This window comes from Streptomyces sp. NPDC007088, from assembly GCF_042869355.1.
Lineage (GTDB): Bacteria > Actinomycetota > Actinomycetes > Streptomycetales > Streptomycetaceae > Streptomyces.
In genome coordinates, this window is the sequence record NZ_JBIAFO010000018.1 from 116571 (window position 1) to 135609 (window position 19039).

A 19039-nucleotide genomic window follows, 5' to 3' on the forward strand; every position below is an offset into this window, starting at 1 on the left:
CGGGACACAACCCCCGGACCCCCGCCTCACGCCACCACTCCTCAGCCGCAGCCCCCGCAGGCGGGCAGCGTCCGCTTGTTGCGCGCCTCCACGCTGCGCGCCGCGAGGAGTTCGTCGGCCGGGTAGCCGACCTCCTCCAGCGTCAGCCCGTGCGGCCGTACGACGTGGACGGCGGAGTCCCGGACCCCGGCCGCCAGCACCTTGGCGGGCCAGTCCGGCGGCCGGTGCCCGTCGCCCACGAACAGCATCGCGCCGACCAGCGAACGCACCATGTTGTGGCAGAAGGCGTCGGCCCGCACGGTCGCCTCCAGCACCCCGTCCGCGCGCCGCTCCCAGCGCAGTTCCTGGAGCGTACGGATGGTCGTGGCGCCCTCGCGCTTCTTGCAGTAGGCGGCGAAGTCGTGCTCCCCGAGCAGCCCGCGGGCCGCCTCGTTCATCGCGTCGAGGTCCAACGGCCAGTCGTGCCACAGGACATGACCGCGCAACAGGGGGTCGACCCCGCCCGGCGCGTCGGTCACCCGGTACGCGTAGCGCCGCCAGACAGCCGAGAACCGCGCGTCGAAGCCCTCCGGCGCCGGCGCGATCCGCCACACCCGTACGTCCCTCGGCAGCCGCCCCGCGAGCCGCTTGAGCAGCTTCTCGCCATGCTCGGCCCACAGCTCCTCGCTCACGTCCACGTGCGCGACCTGTCCGCGCGCGTGCACCCCGGAGTCGGTGCGCCCGGCCACGGTCAGCTCGGGGGGCAGCGCGGACCGGGTGACGACGCGCAGCGCCTCCTCGATCTCCCCCTGCACGGTGCGCCGCCCCGAGGGCTGCTTGGCCCAGCCGGAGAACTCACTCCCGTCGTAACTCAGATCAAGCCGCAAGCGCACGAGAACCCATCCCCACTCATCAACGACAACAACGGAAAAGCGGGCCCGCCCCCGAAGGGACGGACCCGCTCAGCTCGCGCGAGGCGGGCTCAGGCGTCCTTGGACTCCTCGGCCGCCTCCGGCTTGGCGTCCTCGACGGTCTCGGCCGGGGCCTCGTCCTTCTTGAGGGCGTCTTCCTTGACCGCGCGCTTCGTCGCGGCCTCGGCCTCACCGGTGGCCTGCTGGGCCACGGTCAGGGCCTCCACCAGCTCGATGACCGCCATGGGAGCGTTGTCGCCCCGACGGTTACCGATCTTGGTGATACGGGTGTAGCCACCCGGACGGTTCTCGTACCGCGGGCCGATCTCCGTGAAGAGCGTGTGGACGACGCTCTTGTCGGTGATGACCTGGAGCACCTGACGGCGGTTGTGAAGGTCGCCCTTCTTCGCCTTGGTGACCAGACGCTCGGCGTACGGCCGCAGCCGGCGCGCCTTGGCCTCGGTGGTCGTGATCTTGCCGTGCTCGAACAGCGCCTTGGCGAGGTTCGCCAGCAGCAGCTTCTCGTGCGCGGCGCCGCCACCGAGACGGGCACCCTTGGTGGGCTTCGGCATGGTGTTACTCCTTGTGATCTGCGCCGGCCGTATCAGGTACCGACGACAGTGTCCCGCGCGGGCGACTGCCCGCCGGAAGTCCCAGAACGGCTGAACAAGCCCGTCCGGCGTCTACGAACGAGCACGAGACGCGATCCCCAGGCGCGATCTCCAGCCCGTCCGGCGTTTGAGGACGAGCGCGAAGCGCGATCTCCAGCCCGTCCGGCGTTTGAGGACGAGCGCGAAGCGCGATTCCAAGCCCGTCCGGCGTTTGAGGACACCCGCCGGAGGCGGGCAACCCCGCCCCCGACCGGAGGTCCTCAGTACTGCTCCGTCTCCACGAAGCCGGCATCCGCGTCGTCATCCGCACCAAAGGTGTCGGCGGCCGAGGTCGGGTCGAACCCGGGAGGCGAGTCCTTGAGCGCCAGGCCCATACCGGCCAGCTTCGCCTTGACCTCGTCGATCGACTTCGCACCGAAGTTGCGGATGTCGAGCAGGTCGGCCTCGGAGCGGGCGACCAGCTCACCCACGGAGTGGATGCCCTCGCGCTTGAGGCAGTTGTACGAGCGGACCGTGAGCTCCAGCTCCTCGATCGGCAGCGCCAGATCGGCGGCGAGCGCGGCGTCCGTCGGGGACGGGCCCATGTCGATGCCCTCGGCGTCGATGTTCAGCTCGCGCGCGAGACCGAACAGCTCGACCAGGGTCTTGCCCGCCGAGGCCATGGCGTCACGCGGACGCATCGCCTGCTTGGTCTCGACGTCGACGATGAGCTTGTCGAAGTCGGTGCGCTGCTCGACTCGGGTCGCCTCGACCTTGTAGGTGACCTTGAGGACGGGCGAGTAGATCGAGTCGACCGGAATCCGGCCGATCTCCTGGCCCACCTGCTTGTTCTGGACGGCGGAGACGTAGCCGCGACCGCGCTCGACGGTCAGCTCCATCTCCAGCTTGCCCTTGGCGTTCAGCGTGGCGAGCACCAGATCGGGGTTGTGCACCTCGACACCGGCCGGGGGCGCGATGTCGGCGGCGGTGACCAGGCCCGGACCCTGCTTGCGCAGGTACATCACGACCGGCTCGTCGTGCTCCGAGGAGACGACCAGCTGCTTGATGTTGAGGATGAGGTCGGTGACGTCCTCCTTGACACCCGGCACGGTGGTGAACTCGTGCAGGACGCCGTCGATCCGGATGGACGTGACAGCCGCGCCCGGGATCGAGGAGAGGAGCGTGCGGCGCAGGGAGTTGCCGAGGGTGTAACCGAAGCCCGGCTCCAGCGGCTCGATGACGAACCGGGAGCGGAACTCGTCGACGACCTCTTCGGTCAACGAGGGGCGCTGAGCGATCAGCATGCGTGTGTTTCCTTCTGTCGTGGGCGACCACTATTTGACGCCCGACGTACGGGCCGAGGCCCGGGTGGTACTGCCACAAGGGTACGGGCGGTACGACCGTTACGGCCGTACCGCCCGCGGAACCCATAGCTCACCGGGGTCGACGGACCCCGGCGGTCCGGTCAAACGCGGCGGCGCTTGGGGGGACGGCAGCCGTTGTGCGGGGTGGGGGTGACGTCCTGGATCGAGCCGACCTCCAGGCCGGTGGCCTGGAGCGAGCGGATCGCGGTCTCACGGCCGGAGCCGGGACCCTTGACGAACACGTCCACCTTGCGCATGCCGTGCTCCTGCGCGCGGCGGGCGGCCGACTCGGCGGCCATCTGCGCGGCGAACGGAGTCGACTTGCGCGAGCCCTTGAAGCCGACGTGGCCGGCGGAGGCCCAGGAGATCACGTTGCCCGTGGGGTCGGTGATCGAGATGATCGTGTTGTTGAACGTGCTCTTGATGTGGGCGTGCCCGTGAGCGACGTTCTTCTTTTCCTTGCGGCGCACCTTCTTGGCAGCGCCCTGACGGCCCTTCGGAGGCATGTATTACTCCCGTGGAGGTGGTCGGTCCTGCAGCGTCAGCTGTCGATCGACCGCTGAGGACTACTTCTTGCCCGGCTTCTTCTTACCGGCGATGGCGCGACGCGGGCCCTTGCGGGTGCGGGCGTTCGTGCTCGTGCGCTGGCCGCGGACGGGCAGGCCGCGGCGGTGACGCAGACCCTGGTAGCAGCCGATCTCGACCTTGCGGCGGATGTCGGCCTGGATCTCGCGACGGAGGTCACCCTCGGTCTTGAGGTTGGCGTCCACGTACTCGCGGATCTTGACGAGGTCTTCCTCGGCAAGGTCGCGGACGCGGGTGTTGGGGTCAACGCCGGTCGCGGCCAGCGTCTGCTGGGACAGGGTGCGACCGATGCCGAACACGTACGTGAGGGCAACCTCGACGCGCTTTTCGCGCGGGAGGTCAACACCTTCAAGGCGTGCCATTCAAGGCTCCTGTTGTTTTCGGAGGTCTTCCGCAGCACCACTCCCGCCCGCCGAGGCCCCTGCGGCCTGGTACGGATCGGGTCCCCGGCCTCCGACCGGGGGTGTCGCCCTCCATCACTGACAGATCACTCTGAAGGATCCGAAGAGGGACGGGTTCTGCGTATGTACTTGGTTACGTCGCGCTGAATCTCTGCGAATGCAGTGAGGAGCGGTGTCGCGTCAGCCCTGGCGCTGCTTGTGGCGCGGGTTGTCGCAGATGACCATGACCCGGCCGTGACGGCGGATCACCCTGCACTTGTCGCAGATCTTCTTGACGCTCGGCTTGACCTTCATGGGTGTGAGGTTCTCCGGGTCAGTGCCGGCGCCCCACGGGAGGGACGTCAGCGAGATCAGATCTACTTGTAGCGGTAGACGATCCGGCCACGCGTCAGGTCGTACGGAGACAACTCCACCACGACCCGGTCGTCAGGGAGGATGCGGATGTAGTGCATCCGCATCTTGCCGCTGATGTGCGCCAGGACCTGGTGGCCGTTCTGGAGCTCCACCTTGAACATCGCGTTCGGCAGAGACTCGACGACAGTGCCCTCGATCTCGATGGCACCTTGCTTCTTGGCCACGCTTCGCCCTTCGAATCGACTACCTGGGTCGACCCTCGGTGAAACGGACATGCCGATACACGAGAGCCGACGAGTCAGTCTACGTCAGCCCCCGCAGAAACACGAATCGAGAAAGACTGCCCGTATGGGGAGCGCTCAACCGCCGGACGAGCGCAATTCTGGGCCCGTCCGGCAGGCGAGGTCGCCGGGAAGCGAGCTTCAGCCCAGCGGGTCCGGCGCGATGTCGATGCCCATCGACCCGAGCTTGGCCTTGCCGCCGTCCACCGCCGTGAGGACGAAGGGGCCCGCCTCGGTCAGCGCCACACTGTGCTCCCAGTGCGAGGACCACGAGTGGTCGATCGTCTCGACGGTCCACTCGTCGTCGAGGACCTCGGTCTTCGGGGAGCCCAGCGAGACCATCGGCTCGATCGCGAGGCAGAACCCCGGCACGAGCTTGGGACCGCGGCCGCGCCGCCGCTCGACGTAGTTCAGCAGGTGCGGGTCCATGTGCATGGCCGTGCCGATGCCGTGCCCGCCGTAGTCCTCGACGATCCCGTACTTCCCGCCGCCCGGCTTCGGCTGCCGGCGGATGTACGTCTCGATGGCGCGGGAGACGTCCACGAGCCGGTTGCCCGGCTTCATCGCGGCGATCCCGGCCCACATCGACTCCTCGGTCACCCGGGACAGCTCGACCAGCTCCGGGGCGTGACCGGTGCCGACGAAGGCGGTGAAGGCGGCGTCGCCGTGCCAGCCGTCCACGATGGCCCCGGCGTCGATCGAGATGATGTCGCCGTCCTTCAGGACGGTCTTCTCGTCGGGGATGCCGTGCACCACGACGTCGTTCACCGAGGTGCAGATCGTCGCGGGGAAGCCCCCGTAGCCGAGGAAGTTCGGCTTGGCGCCGTGCTCGGCGAGCACCTCGCGGGCCACCATGTCGAGGTCCTTCGTGGTGGCCCCCGGCACCGCCGCCTCGCCGGTGGCCCGGTGCACCGCGGCCACGACCAGACCGGCCTCGCGCATCTTCGCGATCTGCTCCGGTGTCTTGATCTCCACCATGGGTCCGGCTTCTTTCTGCGTGTACGGCCCGTACGGCTCCGACAGCGGTACGCGGCGGGGCCGGTCGGCCCCGCTCCGCGTACCCGTGCACCAACAACACTACGGCCGCGACGCCCTGCGAGGCGCCGCGGCCGCTTCGACCGGTGTACCGCCGCGGAGGCGGTACGCCGGGTTACTTCTTGAGCGCCTCCAGGGCGCGTTCGGTGACCTCGCCCACCTTGCCGAGCGCCGAGATCGTCACGACCAGGCCCTGGGCCCGGTAGTGGCCGATGATCGGCTCGGTCTCCGTGTGGTAGACCTCCAGCCGCTTGCGGACGGTCTCCTCCTTGTCGTCCTCACGCTGGTACAGCTCGCCGCCGCAGACGTCGCAGACGCCCTCCTGCTGCGGCTTGCTGTACTCGGTGTGGAAGACGTGGCTGGAGTCGTTGCGGCAGATGCGGCGGCCGGCGATGCGCTTGACCACCTCGTCCTCGGGGACCTCCAGGTCGAGGACCGCGTCGAGCTTCTGGCCCTCGTCCTTCAGGAGCGCGTCGAGCGCCTCGGCCTGGAAGACGTTGCGCGGGAAGCCGTCCAGCAGGAAGCCGTTGGCGGCGTCCGCCTGGTCCATGCGGTCCTTGGCCATCCCGATGGTGACCTCGTCGGGCACCAGATTCCCGGCGTCGATGTACGACTTCGCCTGCTTGCCCAGCTCCGTGCCCTGGCTGATGTTGGCGCGGAACAGATCGCCCGTGGAGATGTGCGGGATCGACAGCTTCCTGGCGAGGAACGCGGCCTGCGTTCCCTTGCCCGCACCGGGCGGTCCGACGAGGACGATACGCATCAGCGGAGGAACCCTTCGTAGTTGCGCTGCTGGAGCTGGCTCTCGATCTGCTTCACGGTCTCCAGACCCACACCCACGATGATCAGGATGCTCGTCCCGCCGAACGGGAAGTTCTGGTTGGCCCCGAAGCCCGCCAGTGCCAGCGTCGGCACGAGCGCGATCAGCCCCAAGTACAGCGAGCCCGGCCAGGTGATCCGGTTGAGCACGTAACTCAGGTACTCAGCGGTCGGTCGGCCAGCCCGGATGCCCGGGATGAACCCACCATACTTCTTCATGTTGTCGGCGACTTCTTCGGGGTTGAAGGAGATGGCCACGTAGAAGAAGGCGAAGAACACGATCAGCAGGAAGTACAGCACCACGTGCGGCCAGGCCGCGTTGTTGGCGAGGTTGTCCCGCACCCACACCGCCCAGCCGGCCTGCGAGTCGGTGAACTGCGCGACCAGCGCCGGGATGTACAGCAGCGAGGAGGCGAAGATGACCGGGATGACACCCGCCTGGTTGACCTTGAGCGGGATGTAGGTCGAGGTCCCGCCGTAGGAACGGCGGCCGATCATGCGCTTCGCGTACTGCACGGGGATGCGCCGCTGCGCCTGCTCGACGAAGACCACGAGGGCCACCATCACGAGGCCCACGATGATCACGGTGCCGAACTCGATCCAGCCGCCGGCCAGGTCGCCCGACTTCTTGATGGCCCACAGGGCGCCGGGGAAGCCGGCCGCGATCGAGATGAACATGAGGATCGACATGCCGTTGCCGATGCCGCGGTCGGTGATCAGCTCACCGAGCCACATGACGGCGGCGGTACCGGCGGTCATGGTGACGACCATGGTGATCGTGGTGAAGATCGACTGGTCGGGGACGATGTCCCCGGCGACGGAGCAGCCCTGGAAGATGGCGCCGCTGCGCGCGGTCGCGACGAGGCCGGTGCCCTGGAGGATCGCGAGGGCCACGGTCAGGTAGCGGGTGTACTGGGTGATCTTCGCCGTGCCGGCCTGGCCCTCCTTCTTGAGGGCTTCGAGCCGCGGGATCACGACGGTCAGCAGCTGAAGGATGATGCTCGCCGTGATGTACGGCATGATCCCCAGCGCGAAGATGGTGATCTGGAGCAGGGCGCCGCCACTGAACATGTTGATCAGACCGAACAGACCGGAGTTGGTATTGGCCTGGTCGATACAGGTCTGCACGTTCTTGTAGTCGATCCCCGGGATCGGTACGTGCGTACCGAGCCGGTAGATCACGATGATGCCCAGCGTGAAGAGCAGCTTCTTGCGCAGGTCGGGCGTCTTGAACGCTCGGGCGAACGCGGTGAGCACGGTGCCTCCTGCGACCCCCGCGCTACTGCGTCAAGGGTGACGGTCTTGAGGTTCGACGGAAACGGATACTGCTGTCAGAACAACCGCGTGACTCCGTGGGAGGACACGCGGGCATAACAGTGCACGCCACCTTACCGGCGACGCCACCCCCCGGGAACGACCAACCGGGGATACCCCATAAGTGGGGTATCCCCGGTGGGATGCGTTCACGTCACGAGAGAGCCCGAGTGACTCAGACCAGCTCGGTGACCGTGCCGCCCGCGGCGGCGATCTTGTCCTTGGCGGAGGCGGAGACCTTGTCGACCTTCACCGTCAGCGCCACGGAGATCTCGCCCTGGCCGAGCACCTTGACGAGGCTGTTCTTGCGGACAGCGCCCTTGGCGACCAGATCCTCGACGGTGACCTCGCCACCCTCCGGGTAGAGGGCGACGAGCTTGTCGAGGTTCACGACCTGGAACTCGGTACGGAACGGGTTCTTGAAGCCCTTGAGCTTCGGGAGACGCATGTGGAGGGGCATCTGCCCACCCTCGAAGCGCTCCGGAACCTGATAGCGGGCCTTGGTGCCCTTGGTACCACGACCGGCGGTCTTACCCTTGGACGCCTCACCACGACCCACACGGGTCTTGGCGGTCTTGGCGCCCGGGGCGGGCCGGAGGTTGTGGACCTTCAGCGGGTTCTGCTCACCCATGTCAGTCGACCTCCTCGACCGTCACGAGGTGGCGGACGGTGTGCACCATGCCGCGGAACTCGGGACGATCCTCCTTGACAACCGTGTCGTTCAGGCGCTTGAGCCCGAGCGAACGCAGGGTGTCACGGTGGTTCTGCTTGCTGCCGATGTACGACTTCGTCTGCGTGATCTTGAGGCGGGCCATTACGCACCCGCCCCGGCACGCGCACGCAGCAGGGCAGCGGGGGCCACGTCCTCGAGGGGCAGACCGCGGCGGGCCGCGATCTCCTCGGGACGCTGGAGGCCCTTGAGGGCCGCCACAGTCGCGTGAACGATGTTGATCGCGTTGTCGGAGCCCAGGGACTTCGACAGGATGTCGTGAACGCCGGCGCACTCCAGGACGGCGCGCACCGGGCCACCGGCGATAACACCGGTACCGGGGGAAGCCGGCTTCAGGAGCACGACACCGGCGGCCTTCTCACCCTGGATCGGGTGCGGGATGGTGCCCTGGATGCGCGGGACCTTGAAGAAGTTCTTCTTCGCTTCCTCAACACCCTTGGCGATCGCGGCCGGCACCTCCTTGGCCTTGCCGTAACCGACACCGACGGTGCCGTCCGCGTCGCCCACCACGACCAGCGCGGTGAAGCTGAAGCGGCGACCACCCTTGACTACCTTGGCAACACGGTTGATCGCGACGACACGCTCAACGTACGCGGTCTTCTCGGCGGCGGAAGCTCCGCCGTCACGGCCCTTCCGGTCCCGCCGCTCGCCGCCACCGGCACCGCTTCCGCGGCGCTGGGGTCCAGCCATTGGATATACCTCTCTCTGTTTCCGCTAGCTACGAACGGGACTCAGAACTTGAGTCCGGCCTCGCGGGCGGCGTCCGCGAGAGCGGCGATGCGCCCCGCGTACTTGTTGCCACCGCGGTCGAAGACGACAGCCTCGATGCCCGCGGCCTTGGCACGCTCGGCGACCAGGGCGCCGACCTGCTTGGCCTGAGCGCTCTTGTCGCCCTCGCCGCCGCGGATGGACGTGTCCAGGGTGGACGCCGACGCCAGGGTGTGACCCTGGATGTCGTCGATCACCTGGGCGACCATGTGGCGGTTGGAACGCGTCACGACGAGGCGGGGACGCTCCTGCGTACCCGAGATCCTCTTGCGGACGCGGATGTGACGTCGCTTGATGGCCGCGGCCTTGTAGGCCGAGCCCTTCGCGATCTTCACGCCGTATGCCATGGCTTACTTACCCGCCTTTCCGACCTTGCGGCGGATGACTTCGCCCTCGTACTTGACACCCTTGGCCTTGTACGGGTCGGGCTTGCGCAGCTTGCGGATGTTGGCCGCAACCTCGCCGACCTTCTGCTTGTCGATGCCCTCGACCGAGAAGTGCGTCGGGTTCTCGACCTTGAAGGTGATGCCCTCGGGCGCCTCGATCAGGATCGGGTGGCTGTAGCCCAGCGAGAACTCCAGGTTGGAGCCCTTGGCGAGCACTCGGTAACCGACACCGCTGATTTCGAGCTTCTTGACGTATCCCTGGGTCACACCGGTGATCATGTTCGCCACCAGCGTGCGGGACAGGCCGTGCAGGGCCCTGTTCTGACGCTCGTCGTTGGGGCGGGTCACCGAGAGGGTGCCGTCCTCGCCCTTGGCGATGTCGATCGGAGCGGCGATCGTGTGCGAAAGGTTCCCCTTGGGGCCCTTCACCGCGACCTGGCGCCCGTCGATGGTGACGTCCACGCCGGCGGGAACCGGGATGGGGAGCTTGCCGATGCGCGACATGTGCTTTCCTCCGTTCCCGACTACCAGACGTAGGCGAGGACTTCCCCACCCACGCCCTTCTTGCTGGCCTGCTGACCGGTGAGGAGACCGTGCGACGTGGAGATGACCGCCACGCCCAGGCCGCCGAGCACCTTCGGCAGATTGGTGGACTTCGCGTAGACCCGCAGGCCCGGCTTCGAGATCCGCTTGATGCCCGCGATGGAGCGCTCACGGTTCGGCCCGAACTTGAGCTCCAGGACGAGGTTCTTGCCGACCTCGGCGTCCTCGACCTTCCAGCCCGTGATGAAGCCCTCCTGCTGGAGGATCTCCGCGATGTGCGACTTGATCTTGCTGTGCGGCATAGCCACGGTGTCGTGGTACGCCGAGTTGGCGTTACGCAGACGCGTCAGCATGTCTGCGATCGGATCAGTCATGGTCATGAATTGGCCTTGGGCCTTTCTCGCCGGGGTTTCCTGTATGCGCCATCCCTCTCCCCGATCCGAGACGGGACGGGTGCGGCGCGGGGACCTACGGCGTAGTAAGCGTTGACTGCGGGCCTGACGCCCGCCAGTGGTCCAGGGCGGCGGGGGACCCAACCCTCCAAGCCTAAGCCATGGAGGGATGGGCTCCCGACGCCCCGATGCTTACCGAGAGGCTGGCGATTCCCTGAAGTGGGGAACTACCAGCTGCTCTTGGTCACGCCCGGCAGCTCGCCGCGGTGAGCCATCTCACGAAGGCACACACGGCACAGGCCGAACTTGCGGTACACGGAGTGCGGACGCCCACAGCGCTGGCAGCGGGTGTACGCGCGCACGCCGAACTTCGGCTTGCGCTCCGACTTTGCGATAAGAGCCTTCTTCGCCACGGCTCACGCCTCCTTGAACGGGAAGCCGAGGTGACGGAGAAGCGCGCGGCCCTCGGCGTCGTTGGTCGCCGTGGTGACCACGGTGATGTCCATACCCCGGACGCGGTCGATCTTGTCCTGGTCGATCTCGTGGAACATGACCTGCTCCGTGAGACCGAAGGTGTAGTTGCCACGGCCGTCGAACTGCTTGGGGGACAGGCCGCGGAAGTCGCGGATGCGCGGCAGCGCGAGCGACAGGGTGCGGTCCAGGAACTCCCACATGCGGTCGCCACGGAGGGTGACGTGGGCACCGATCGGCTGGCCCTCACGCAGCTTGAACTGCGCGATGGACTTGCGGGCCTTGGTGACGGCCGGCTTCTGACCGGTGATCGTGGTGAGGTCGCGGATGGCGCCCTCGATCAGCTTGGAGTCGCGGGCGGCGTCGCCCACACCCATGTTGACCACGATCTTGACGAGGCCCGGGGTCTGCATGACGTTCTCGTACTTGAACTCGTCACGCAGCTTGCCCGCGATCTCCTCGCGGTACTTCTGCTTCAGGCGGGGGGCAGTGGTGGTCGTCATCAGATGTCCTCACCGGTCCGCTTGGCCACGCGGATCTTGCTGCCGTCCTCGGAGAAGCGGTAGCCGACGCGGGTGACGACCTTCTTGCCGTCCTTCTCCACGACCAGCTGCACGTTGCTCACGTGGACCGGGGCTTCGGTGGTGATGATGCCGCCGGCCTGCGAGGCCTGACCGGGCTGGTTGGCCTTGGTGTGCTTCTTGACCCGGTTGACACCCTCGACCAGGACGCGGTCCTCGCGGGGGTAGGCCGCGATGACCTTGCCCTGCTTGCCCTTGTCCTTACCGGTGATGACCTGAACCAGGTCGCCCTTCTTGATCTTCATGCTTACAGCACCTCCGGCGCGAGCGAGATGATCTTCATGAACTTCTTCTCGCGCAGCTCACGACCCACGGGGCCGAAGATACGGGTGCCGCGAGGGTCGCCGTCGTTCTTGAGAATGACGGCGGCGTTCTCGTCGAAGCGGATGTACGAGCCGTCCTGACGACGACGCTCCTTGACGGTGCGAACGATGACGGCCTTGACGACGTCACCCTTCTTCACGTTGCCACCGGGGATCGCGTCCTTGACGGTGGCGACGATGACGTCACCGATGCCCGCGTAGCGGCGACCGGAACCACCGAGAACACGGATGGTGAGAATTTCCTTCGCACCCGTGTTGTCGGCGACCCGCAGTCGCGACTCCTGCTGGATCACGTCTATCTCCTGATCGTCTGCCGGTTCCCCGGGGGCCACCACGGATGGTGGCCCCCGGAGCCTGGCGGAACTGTTCCGAGGAGGTGAAGTCCCCCTCGGAGGGGTTTACTTGGCCTTTTCGAGGATCTCGACGATGCGCCAGTTCTTGCCGGCGGACAGCGGACGCGTCTCCATCAGGAGGACGCGGTCGCCGACGCCGGCCGAGTTCTGCTCGTCGTGAGCCTTCAGCCGGTGCGTACGGCGGATGACCTTGCCGTACAGCGCGTGCTTGACGCGGTCCTCGACGGCGACGACGACGGTCTTGTCCATCTTGTCGCTGACGACAAGGCCCTCACGGACCTTGCGGGAGCCGCGGGTGGCGGGGGTGGTCTCTTCAGTCACAGTGTTCTCGCTCATCAGGCGCTCTCCACCGTCTCGATACCGAGCTCGCGCTCGCGCATCAGGGTGTAGATCCGGGCGATGTCCTTACGGACGGAGTTGAGCCGCCCGTGGTTCTCGAGCTGCCCGGTCGCCGCCTGGAAGCGGAGGTTGAACAGCTCTTCCTTGGCCTCGGAGAGCTTGGCAACAAGCTCCTCGTTGCCCAGCTCGCGCAGCTCGGACGCCTTGGTACCGGCCGACATCACGACTCACCTGCCTCGCGCCGAACGATCCGGCACTTCATCGGGAGCTTGTGAGCAGCGCGGGTAAGCGCCTCACGAGCGATCTTCTCGTTCGGGTAGGAGAGCTCGAACATCACCCGTCCGGGCTTGACGTTCGCGATCCACCACTCCGGGGAACCCTTACCGGAACCCATGCGGGTCTCGGCGGGCTTCTTGGTCAGCGGGCGGTCCGGGTAGATGTTGATCCAGACCTTGCCGCCACGCTTGATGTGGCGGGTCATCGCGATACGAGCCGCCTCGATCTGGCGGTTGGTGACGTACGCCGGAGTGAGGGCCTGAATGCCGTACTCGCCGAACGTGACCTCCGTACCACCCTTGGCCATACCGCTGCGCTTGGGGTGGTGCTGCTTGCGGTGCTTGACCCTGCGGGGGATCAGCATTGGTCAGCCCTCCGTTCCGGTGCTCTCAGCCGGAGCGGCAGCGGCGGAAGCCTCGGCCTTGGGGGCCTCGGCTGCCGGCGCGGACTGCTGCGGCTTACGACCGCGACCGCCACGCTCGCCACCACGGCCACCACCACGGGCCGGGCGGTCGTTGCCGCCACGGGCCGGACGGTTGCCGGCACGGGCCGCTGCGTTCTCGGCGCGAACCTCGGCGATGTTCTTGACGTCGCCCTTGTAGATCCAGACCTTCACACCGATGCGGCCGAAGGTCGTCTTGGCCTCGAAGAAGCCGTAGTCGACGTTCGCGCGGAGCGTGTGCAGGGGCACACGGCCCTCGCGGTAGAACTCCGAGCGGGACATCTCGGCGCCGCCGAGGCGGCCACCGCACTGGATCTTGATGCCCTTGGCGCCGGCCTTCATCGTCGACTGCATGCTCTTGCGCATGGCCCGACGGAAGGAGACGCGGGAGGACAGCTGCTCGGCGACGGCCTGCGCGACCAGCTGAGCGTCCACCTCGGGGTTCTTGACCTCAAGGATGTTCAGCTGGACCTGCTTGCCGGTGAGCTTCTCCAGCTCGCCGCGGATACGGTCGGCCTCCGCGCCGCGACGGCCGATGACGATGCCCGGCCGGGCGGTGTGGATGTCGACGCGGACGCGGTCACGGGTGCGCTCGATCTCGACCTTCGAGATGCCGGCCCGCTCCATGCCCTTCGTCATCATCCGGCGGATGGCGACGTCTTCCTTGACGTAGTCCTTGTACAGCTTGTCGGCGTACCACCGGGACTTGAAGTCGGTGGTGATGCCGAGCCGGAACCCGTGCGGGTTTACCTTCTGGCCCATTACCGGGTTCCTTCCTTGGCGCTGACGACCACGGTGATGTGGCTGGTCCGCTTGCGAATCCGGTAGGCACGCCCCTGGGCACGCGGACGGAAACGCTTCAGAGTCGGGCCCTCATCGACGTACGCCTCGCTGATGACCAGCGAAGAGGAGTCGGTGTGGTCGTAGTTGTGCGCGGCGTTGGCGATGGCGCTGTCCAGCACCTTGCCGACGGGCACGCTCGCGGCCTGCGGGGCGAAGCGCAGGACCGCCTGGGCCTCCGTGGCGTCCATGCCACGGATGAGGTCCACCACCCGGCGGGCCTTCATGGGCGTGACGCGGATGTACCGCGCCTGGGCCCTGGCTTCCATGGTTGTCCCTTCAGTGTCTGTCATTGGTCAATCCACCCCGCGCTTAGCGGCGCTTCGACTTCCGGTCGTCCTTGATGTGGCCCCGGAAGGTGCGCGTCGGCGAGAACTCGCCGAGCTTGTGGCCGACCATGGACTCGGTGACAAACACCGGGATGTGGGTCTTGCCGTTGTGCACCGCGATGGTGTGTCCGAGCATCGCCGGGATGATCATCGAGCGGCGGGACCAGGTCTTGATGACGTTCTTGGTGCCGGCCTCGTTCTGTACGTCCACCTTCTTGATGAGGTGGTCGTCGACGAAGGGCCCCTTCTTGAGACTGCGCGGCATCTAAACCCGCTCCTAGCGCTTCTTGTTCGTCTTGCGGCGGCGGACGATGTACTTGCTGCTCGCCTTCTTGGGAGAGCGCGTACGACCCTCCTTCTGACCCCAGGGGCTGACCGGGTGGCGACCACCGGAGGTCTTGCCCTCACCACCACCGTGGGGGTGATCAACCGGGTTCATCGCGACACCGCGGACGGTCGGGCGGACGCCCTTCCAGCGCATACGGCCGGCCTTGCCCCAGTTGATGTTCGACTGCTCGGCGTTGCCGACCTCACCGACGGTGGCGCGGCAGCGCGCGTCCACCATGCGGATCTCGCCGGACGGCATACGCAGGGTCGCCATGGCGCCCTCACGAGCCAGCAGCTGCACGGAGGCACCCGCGGAGCGGGCGAACTTCGCGCCGCCGCCGGGCCGCAGCTCGATGGCGTGCACGGTCGTACCGACCGGGATGTGGCGCAGCGGCAGGTTGTTGCCGGGCTTGATGTCGGCGCCCTGGCCGTTCTCGACCCGGTCACCCTGCACGAGGCCGCGCGGCGCGAGGATGTAGCGCTTCTCGCCGTCGGCGTAGTGCAGCAGCGCGATGCGCGCGGTGCGGTTGGGGTCGTACTCGATGTGCGCGACCTTCGCCGGCACGCCGTCCTTGTCGTGACGACGGAAGTCGATCACTCGGTAGGCGCGCTTGTGTCCGCCACCCTGGTGGCGAACGGTCACACGACCGGCGTTGTTACGGCCGCCCTTGCTGTGCAGAGGGCGGACCAGCGACTTCTCCGGCGTGGACCGCGTGACCTCGACGAAGTCGGCGACGCTGGAGCCACGACGGCCCGGAGTCGTCGGCTTGTACTTGCGGATACCCATTCTTAAGTCCTCGTCCGATATCGGACGATCCGGACCTCCGTCAGGAGGTCGGACCGCCGAAGATGTCGATACGGTCGCCCTCGGCGAGGGTCACGATCGCGCGCTTGCTGTCGGCACGCTTGCCGAAGCCCGTGCGGGTCCGCTTGCGCTTGCCCTGGCGGTTGATCGTGTTGACCCCGGTGACCTTGACCTCGAAGACCGCCTGGACGGCCTGCTTGATCTGGGTCTTGTTGGCACGCGTGTCGACGACGAAGGTGTACTTGCCCTCGTCGAGCAGCGCGTAGCTCTTCTCGGAGACGACCGGGCGGATGAGAACGTCACGGGGGTCCGTGAAGCTCTTGCTCAGCGGCGTCTCAACGGTGTTCTTGCCCTCGGTGGCGTGGCGCTTCGCCTTGGCGATGCGCGCCGCCTTGGCGGCCTTGGCCGCCTTGGGGGCGATGCTCGGGTGACGCGTAGCCATCAGGCTTCGCTCCCTTCGGTGTCAGTGGCCTTGCTCGGGCCGGACACGAAGGACTCGAAGGCGGCCTGGGTGAAGACCACGTCGTCCGAGACGAGAACGTCGTACGTGTTCAGCTGGCCCGGCTCCAGGAGGTGCACCTGGGGCAGGTTGCGGGCGGACAGCCACGCGGCCTCGTCGGCGCGCTCGACGATCAGGAGCACGTTCTTGCGCTCACTGATCTTGCCGAGCAGGCTCTTCGCGGCCTTCGTGGAGGCAGCGCCCTCGACCACGCCGGAGACGACGTGGATGCGCTCGTTGCGGGCCCGGTCGGTGAGGGCTCCGCGCAGGGCGGCGGCCTTCATCTTCTTGGGCGTGCGCTGCGAGTAGTCGCGCGGCACGGGGCCGTGGACGACGCCACCGCCGGCGAACTGCGGAGCGCGGGTCGAACCCTGACGGGCGCGGCCGGTGCCCTTCTGGCGGTACGGCTTGCGGCCACCGCCGCGGACCTCGCCACGGGTCTTCGTCTTGTGCGTGCCCTGGCGGGCAGCGGCCAGCTGAGCGACGACGACCTGGTGGATCAGCGGAATGCTGATCTTCGCGTCGAAGATCTCCGAGGGGAGTTCGACGGTCCCGGCCTTGTCGCCCGCGGGCGAAAGGATGTCAATGGTGCTCATTGTTACCTCAGACCCCCTTGGCCGCAGTACGGACCAGGACGAGGCCGCCGTTCGGACCGGGGACGGCGCCCTTGATGAGGAGCAGTCCCTTCTCCGCGTCAACGGCGTGGACGGTCAGGTTCTGGGTGGTGACTCGCTCGCCGCCCATACGGCCCGCCATGCGGAGGCCCTTGAAGACGCGGCCCGGGGTGGCGCAGCCACCGATGGAACCGGGCGAGCGGTGCTTGCGCTGGGTGCCGTGACCGGCGCCGAGGCCCTTGAAGTTGTGACGCTTCATGACACCGGCGAAGCCCTTGCCCTTGCTCTTGCCGGTGACGTCCACCTTCACGCCGGACTCGAAGGTCTCGGCGTTGACCTCCTGGCCGAGGGTGTACTCGCTGGCGTCAGCGGTACGGATCTCGACGAGGTGGCGGCGGGGGGTCACGTCGGCCTTGGCGAAGTGGCCCTTGAGGGGCTTGTTCACCTTGCGCGGGTCGATCTCGCCGAAGGCGATCTGGACCGACTCGTAGCCGTCGGAGTCATTCGTACGGACCTGGGTCACGACGCAGGGTCCGGCCTTGACCACGGTCACCGGGACGACGCGGTTGTTGTCGTCCCAGACCTGGGTCATGCCGAGCTTCTCGCCCAGGACGCCCTTGATCTGCTTGGTCATCTCTCGCGCGCCCTTCAGAGCTTGATCTCGATGTCGACGCCGGCCGGAAGGTCGAGGCGCATCAGCGAGTCAACGGTCTTCGGCGTCGGGTCGAGGATGTCGATCAGGCGCTTGTGCGTGCGCATCTCGAAGTGCTCGCGCGAGTCCTTGTACTTGTGCGGCGACTTGATGACGCAGTACACGTTCTTCTCTGTGGGCAGCGGCACCGGGCCTGCGACCGACGCACCAGTGCGGGTCACCGTCTCGACGATCTTCTTCGCCGAAGAGTCGATGACCTCGTGGTCGTAGGCCTTGAGCCGGATGCGGATCTTCTGTCCCGCCATGGCTACTTGGTAGTCCTGTCTCTCGTCACGCTCGTGGGACCCGGTGGTCCTGCTGTCCTGTCCGACCCACGCGGTCGGGCGTGTCGCATCCCCGCCAACAGAAAACCGCTGAGGGTCTGCGATCCGTGACCGCGGGGTTGTGATGGAAGAACATCCACCGGGCGCCTGGCCGGCACCCCGCGTACGCTTCCCCGAAGATTCCCGTACGTCCGGCCCGCGTGGGGCCGACGAGTACTGTGGGACTCGCTTCAGGTCCTCCCGGCGGGAGGCGCGCAGCATCGGCACTCAACCGAGCAACCTGTTCAGTGTGCCACACGGGCCGGGGCCCCGGCCAATCGGGTCAAGCAGCTTACCCCGGGCGGGGCGGGTATCAAACGCGGGTACGGGCGCGGGGACCGGCGCGGGTCAACCCGGGAGTGGCCGGTATCACCTCTTCGAGCATGACTCCGGCATATGCAGCCGTCCGGCGGCTCTCCGGCCCTACCTTCGCCTCATGGTCAGCGCACCCCACGAAGCGATGCACCGGGTCTTCCAGCAGGACCCGACGCTCTACGCCCGCGTCTTCCGCACGCTCGGCCTGGCGGCCGAGGAACCGGTGGCCGTGAGCCTCCTGCCGACGGACCTCACGGAGAACAGCCCGCTGGAGCGCCGGGTGGACACCCTGCTGAAGGTCGAGGGCAAGGAGGAGGGCGGCTCCTTCCTCCTCGCCGTCGAGGCCCAGGGCAAGAAGGACCACGCGAAACCGGACGCCTGGGCGTACTACGTCACCTACCTGCGCAGCAAGTACGCGCTGCCGACGGTCCTGATGGTCGTGTGCCAGAGCCGCGCGACGGCGTCCTGGGCGGCCGAGCCCCGTCACATGGGCACCCCGGAGTGGCCCACGATCACCCTGCGCCCCCTGGTCGTGGGCCCGCACAACATGCCGGTCGTCACCGACCCCGACCGGGCTCGCGCAGACATTCCCCTGACCGTCCTTTCGGCCGTGACCCACGCCGCCGACCCGGACGTCGATGCGATACTGAAGGCACTGTCCACGGCCCTTCGGGACGTGCCCGAGGACCAGGCCAACACCTTCGTCGAACTCACCGCACAGGGCCTCGGCAGAGGCCGCGCCGCACACCAGTGGAGGAACCTCGTGGCAGCCGATCTCTCCTTCTACACGTCACCGCTGTCCCAGGAGATCCGGGACGAGGGAAGGGCGGAGGGCGAAGCCCTGGGCGAGGCCCGGGGCGAGGCGAAGTCCCTTCTGCGGGTTCTCGTAGGGCGCGGCTTCGAGGTTCCCGAGTCGACGCGCGCCCGCGTCATGGACTGCGGAGACACCCACACCCTCACCCGCTGGCTCGACCGCGCCATCACCGCCACCACCCTCGACGAGGTCTTCGCCGCGTCCGAGTCCGCGTCGGGGCCGGAGGCCCGGTAGCCGCGCCGCGC

At 67.4% G+C, this 19039-nt stretch carries 32 protein-coding genes; 1 reads left to right on the top strand and 31 read right to left on the bottom strand.

Annotated elements, in window-relative coordinates; translation table 11 throughout:
- Positions 1-41: 41 nt before the first annotated feature.
- From truA to rpsJ, 31 genes are all read right to left on the bottom strand, one after another.
- Positions 42-872, bottom strand: a complete 831-nt coding sequence (gene truA / locus ACFYMP_RS25245) for a tRNA pseudouridine(38-40) synthase TruA (protein ID WP_388861747.1) — start codon at positions 870-872, stop codon at positions 42-44.
- Positions 873-961: 89 nt separating this feature from the next.
- Positions 962-1462 carry a 50S ribosomal protein L17 gene (gene rplQ / locus ACFYMP_RS25250; protein WP_388861749.1) on the bottom strand — a complete coding sequence of 167 codons (501 nt, stop codon included), beginning with the start codon at positions 1460-1462 and terminating at the stop codon, positions 962-964.
- Between the two features lie 299 nt (positions 1463-1761).
- Positions 1762-2784: a DNA-directed RNA polymerase subunit alpha gene (locus ACFYMP_RS25255; RefSeq protein WP_363147056.1), complete on the bottom strand. Its 1023-nt coding sequence runs from the start codon at positions 2782-2784 to the stop codon at positions 1762-1764.
- 161 nt (positions 2785-2945) lie between these two features.
- Positions 2946-3350 carry a 30S ribosomal protein S11 gene (rpsK, locus tag ACFYMP_RS25260; protein WP_363147055.1) on the bottom strand — a complete coding sequence of 135 codons (405 nt, stop codon included), beginning with the start codon at positions 3348-3350 and terminating at the stop codon, positions 2946-2948.
- 60 nt (positions 3351-3410) lie between these two features.
- The gene (rpsM, locus tag ACFYMP_RS25265) at positions 3411-3791 is read right to left on the bottom strand and encodes a 30S ribosomal protein S13 (RefSeq protein WP_363147054.1); all 381 of its coding nucleotides are present in this window, start codon (positions 3789-3791) and stop codon (positions 3411-3413) included.
- A gap of 219 nt (positions 3792-4010) precedes the next feature.
- A complete protein-coding gene (gene rpmJ / locus ACFYMP_RS25270; protein ID WP_003974245.1) occupies positions 4011-4124 on the bottom strand; it encodes a 50S ribosomal protein L36 in 114 nt (37 codons plus the stop codon).
- Positions 4125-4186: 62 nt separating this feature from the next.
- On the bottom strand, positions 4187-4408 hold the full coding sequence (gene infA / locus ACFYMP_RS25275) for a translation initiation factor IF-1 (RefSeq protein WP_003948620.1): 222 nt from the start codon (positions 4406-4408) through the stop codon (positions 4187-4189).
- Between the two features lie 198 nt (positions 4409-4606).
- The gene (gene map / locus ACFYMP_RS25280) at positions 4607-5443 is read right to left on the bottom strand and encodes a type I methionyl aminopeptidase (protein WP_388861752.1); all 837 of its coding nucleotides are present in this window, start codon (positions 5441-5443) and stop codon (positions 4607-4609) included.
- A gap of 172 nt (positions 5444-5615) precedes the next feature.
- Positions 5616-6263, bottom strand: coding sequence for an adenylate kinase (locus ACFYMP_RS25285; RefSeq protein WP_388861754.1), 648 nt, complete (start codon positions 6261-6263; stop codon positions 5616-5618).
- Positions 6263-7576 carry a preprotein translocase subunit SecY gene (gene secY, locus ACFYMP_RS25290; RefSeq protein WP_388861756.1) on the bottom strand — a complete coding sequence of 438 codons (1314 nt, stop codon included), beginning with the start codon at positions 7574-7576 and terminating at the stop codon, positions 6263-6265. Before secY ends, ACFYMP_RS25285 begins: the two co-directional genes overlap by 1 nt.
- Before the next feature lie 232 nt (positions 7577-7808).
- The gene (gene rplO, locus ACFYMP_RS25295) at positions 7809-8264 is read right to left on the bottom strand and encodes a 50S ribosomal protein L15 (RefSeq protein WP_388861758.1); all 456 of its coding nucleotides are present in this window, start codon (positions 8262-8264) and stop codon (positions 7809-7811) included.
- Position 8265: 1 nt separating this feature from the next.
- Positions 8266-8448, bottom strand: a complete 183-nt coding sequence (gene rpmD, locus ACFYMP_RS25300; RefSeq protein WP_007826007.1) for a 50S ribosomal protein L30 — start codon at positions 8446-8448, stop codon at positions 8266-8268.
- Positions 8448-9053 carry a 30S ribosomal protein S5 gene (rpsE, locus tag ACFYMP_RS25305; protein ID WP_363147049.1) on the bottom strand — a complete coding sequence of 202 codons (606 nt, stop codon included), beginning with the start codon at positions 9051-9053 and terminating at the stop codon, positions 8448-8450. The genes rpmD and rpsE overlap by 1 nt, the downstream gene beginning before the upstream one ends.
- Before the next feature lie 41 nt (positions 9054-9094).
- Positions 9095-9478, bottom strand: a complete 384-nt coding sequence (gene rplR / locus ACFYMP_RS25310; protein ID WP_388861760.1) for a 50S ribosomal protein L18 — start codon at positions 9476-9478, stop codon at positions 9095-9097.
- 3 nt (positions 9479-9481) lie between these two features.
- Complete coding sequence (gene rplF / locus ACFYMP_RS25315; RefSeq protein WP_363147047.1) at positions 9482-10021, bottom strand: 50S ribosomal protein L6; 540 nt, start codon at positions 10019-10021, stop codon at positions 9482-9484.
- Positions 10022-10041: 20 nt separating this feature from the next.
- Positions 10042-10440, bottom strand: a complete 399-nt coding sequence (gene rpsH / locus ACFYMP_RS25320) for a 30S ribosomal protein S8 (protein ID WP_363147046.1) — start codon at positions 10438-10440, stop codon at positions 10042-10044.
- 239 nt (positions 10441-10679) lie between these two features.
- Positions 10680-10865 carry a type Z 30S ribosomal protein S14 gene (locus ACFYMP_RS25325; protein ID WP_008747480.1) on the bottom strand — a complete coding sequence of 62 codons (186 nt, stop codon included), beginning with the start codon at positions 10863-10865 and terminating at the stop codon, positions 10680-10682.
- A gap of 3 nt (positions 10866-10868) precedes the next feature.
- Positions 10869-11426 (bottom strand): 50S ribosomal protein L5, encoded by a 558-nt coding sequence (gene rplE / locus ACFYMP_RS25330; RefSeq protein ID WP_363147045.1) that lies wholly within the window; start codon positions 11424-11426, stop codon positions 10869-10871.
- Positions 11426-11749, bottom strand: a complete 324-nt coding sequence (gene rplX / locus ACFYMP_RS25335) for a 50S ribosomal protein L24 (protein ID WP_388861763.1) — start codon at positions 11747-11749, stop codon at positions 11426-11428. The genes rplE and rplX overlap by 1 nt, the downstream gene beginning before the upstream one ends.
- 2 nt (positions 11750-11751) lie before the next feature.
- Positions 11752-12120: a 50S ribosomal protein L14 gene (gene rplN / locus ACFYMP_RS25340; RefSeq protein ID WP_003966950.1), complete on the bottom strand. Its 369-nt coding sequence runs from the start codon at positions 12118-12120 to the stop codon at positions 11752-11754.
- A 105-nt stretch (positions 12121-12225) separates the two neighbouring features.
- Entirely contained in the window at positions 12226-12516 is a 291-nt protein-coding gene (gene rpsQ, locus ACFYMP_RS25345) for a 30S ribosomal protein S17 (protein WP_388861765.1), read from the bottom strand.
- On the bottom strand, positions 12516-12740 hold the full coding sequence (gene rpmC, locus ACFYMP_RS25350) for a 50S ribosomal protein L29 (RefSeq protein ID WP_363147042.1): 225 nt from the start codon (positions 12738-12740) through the stop codon (positions 12516-12518). The genes rpsQ and rpmC overlap by 1 nt, the downstream gene beginning before the upstream one ends.
- Positions 12740-13159 (bottom strand): 50S ribosomal protein L16, encoded by a 420-nt coding sequence (gene rplP / locus ACFYMP_RS25355; protein ID WP_363147041.1) that lies wholly within the window; start codon positions 13157-13159, stop codon positions 12740-12742. Before rplP ends, rpmC begins: the two co-directional genes overlap by 1 nt.
- A 3-nt stretch (positions 13160-13162) precedes the next feature.
- On the bottom strand, positions 13163-13999 hold the full coding sequence (rpsC, locus tag ACFYMP_RS25360) for a 30S ribosomal protein S3 (RefSeq protein ID WP_363147040.1): 837 nt from the start codon (positions 13997-13999) through the stop codon (positions 13163-13165).
- Positions 13999-14346, bottom strand: coding sequence for a 50S ribosomal protein L22 (rplV, locus tag ACFYMP_RS25365; RefSeq protein ID WP_363147233.1), 348 nt, complete (start codon positions 14344-14346; stop codon positions 13999-14001). The genes rpsC and rplV overlap by 1 nt, the downstream gene beginning before the upstream one ends.
- Positions 14347-14389: 43 nt before the next feature.
- Positions 14390-14671 (bottom strand): 30S ribosomal protein S19, encoded by a 282-nt coding sequence (rpsS, locus tag ACFYMP_RS25370; RefSeq protein ID WP_363147039.1) that lies wholly within the window; start codon positions 14669-14671, stop codon positions 14390-14392.
- Positions 14672-14683: 12 nt separating this feature from the next.
- Positions 14684-15520, bottom strand: coding sequence for a 50S ribosomal protein L2 (rplB, locus tag ACFYMP_RS25375; RefSeq protein ID WP_388861768.1), 837 nt, complete (start codon positions 15518-15520; stop codon positions 14684-14686).
- A gap of 40 nt (positions 15521-15560) precedes the next feature.
- Positions 15561-15980 carry a 50S ribosomal protein L23 gene (gene rplW, locus ACFYMP_RS25380; protein ID WP_388861770.1) on the bottom strand — a complete coding sequence of 140 codons (420 nt, stop codon included), beginning with the start codon at positions 15978-15980 and terminating at the stop codon, positions 15561-15563.
- A complete protein-coding gene (gene rplD, locus ACFYMP_RS25385; RefSeq protein ID WP_388861772.1) occupies positions 15980-16633 on the bottom strand; it encodes a 50S ribosomal protein L4 in 654 nt (217 codons plus the stop codon). The genes rplW and rplD overlap by 1 nt, the downstream gene beginning before the upstream one ends.
- A gap of 7 nt (positions 16634-16640) precedes the next feature.
- Positions 16641-17285 carry a 50S ribosomal protein L3 gene (rplC, locus tag ACFYMP_RS25390; protein ID WP_363147035.1) on the bottom strand — a complete coding sequence of 215 codons (645 nt, stop codon included), beginning with the start codon at positions 17283-17285 and terminating at the stop codon, positions 16641-16643.
- A gap of 14 nt (positions 17286-17299) precedes the next feature.
- Positions 17300-17608, bottom strand: coding sequence for a 30S ribosomal protein S10 (rpsJ, locus tag ACFYMP_RS25395; RefSeq protein ID WP_003948644.1), 309 nt, complete (start codon positions 17606-17608; stop codon positions 17300-17302).
- 493 nt (positions 17609-18101) lie between these two features.
- On the opposite strand from rpsJ, the gene ACFYMP_RS25400 reads away from it, so the two are divergent.
- Positions 18102-19028: a hypothetical protein gene (locus tag ACFYMP_RS25400; protein WP_388861774.1), complete on the top strand. Its 927-nt coding sequence runs from the start codon at positions 18102-18104 to the stop codon at positions 19026-19028.
- Positions 19029-19039 lie beyond the last annotated feature (11 nt).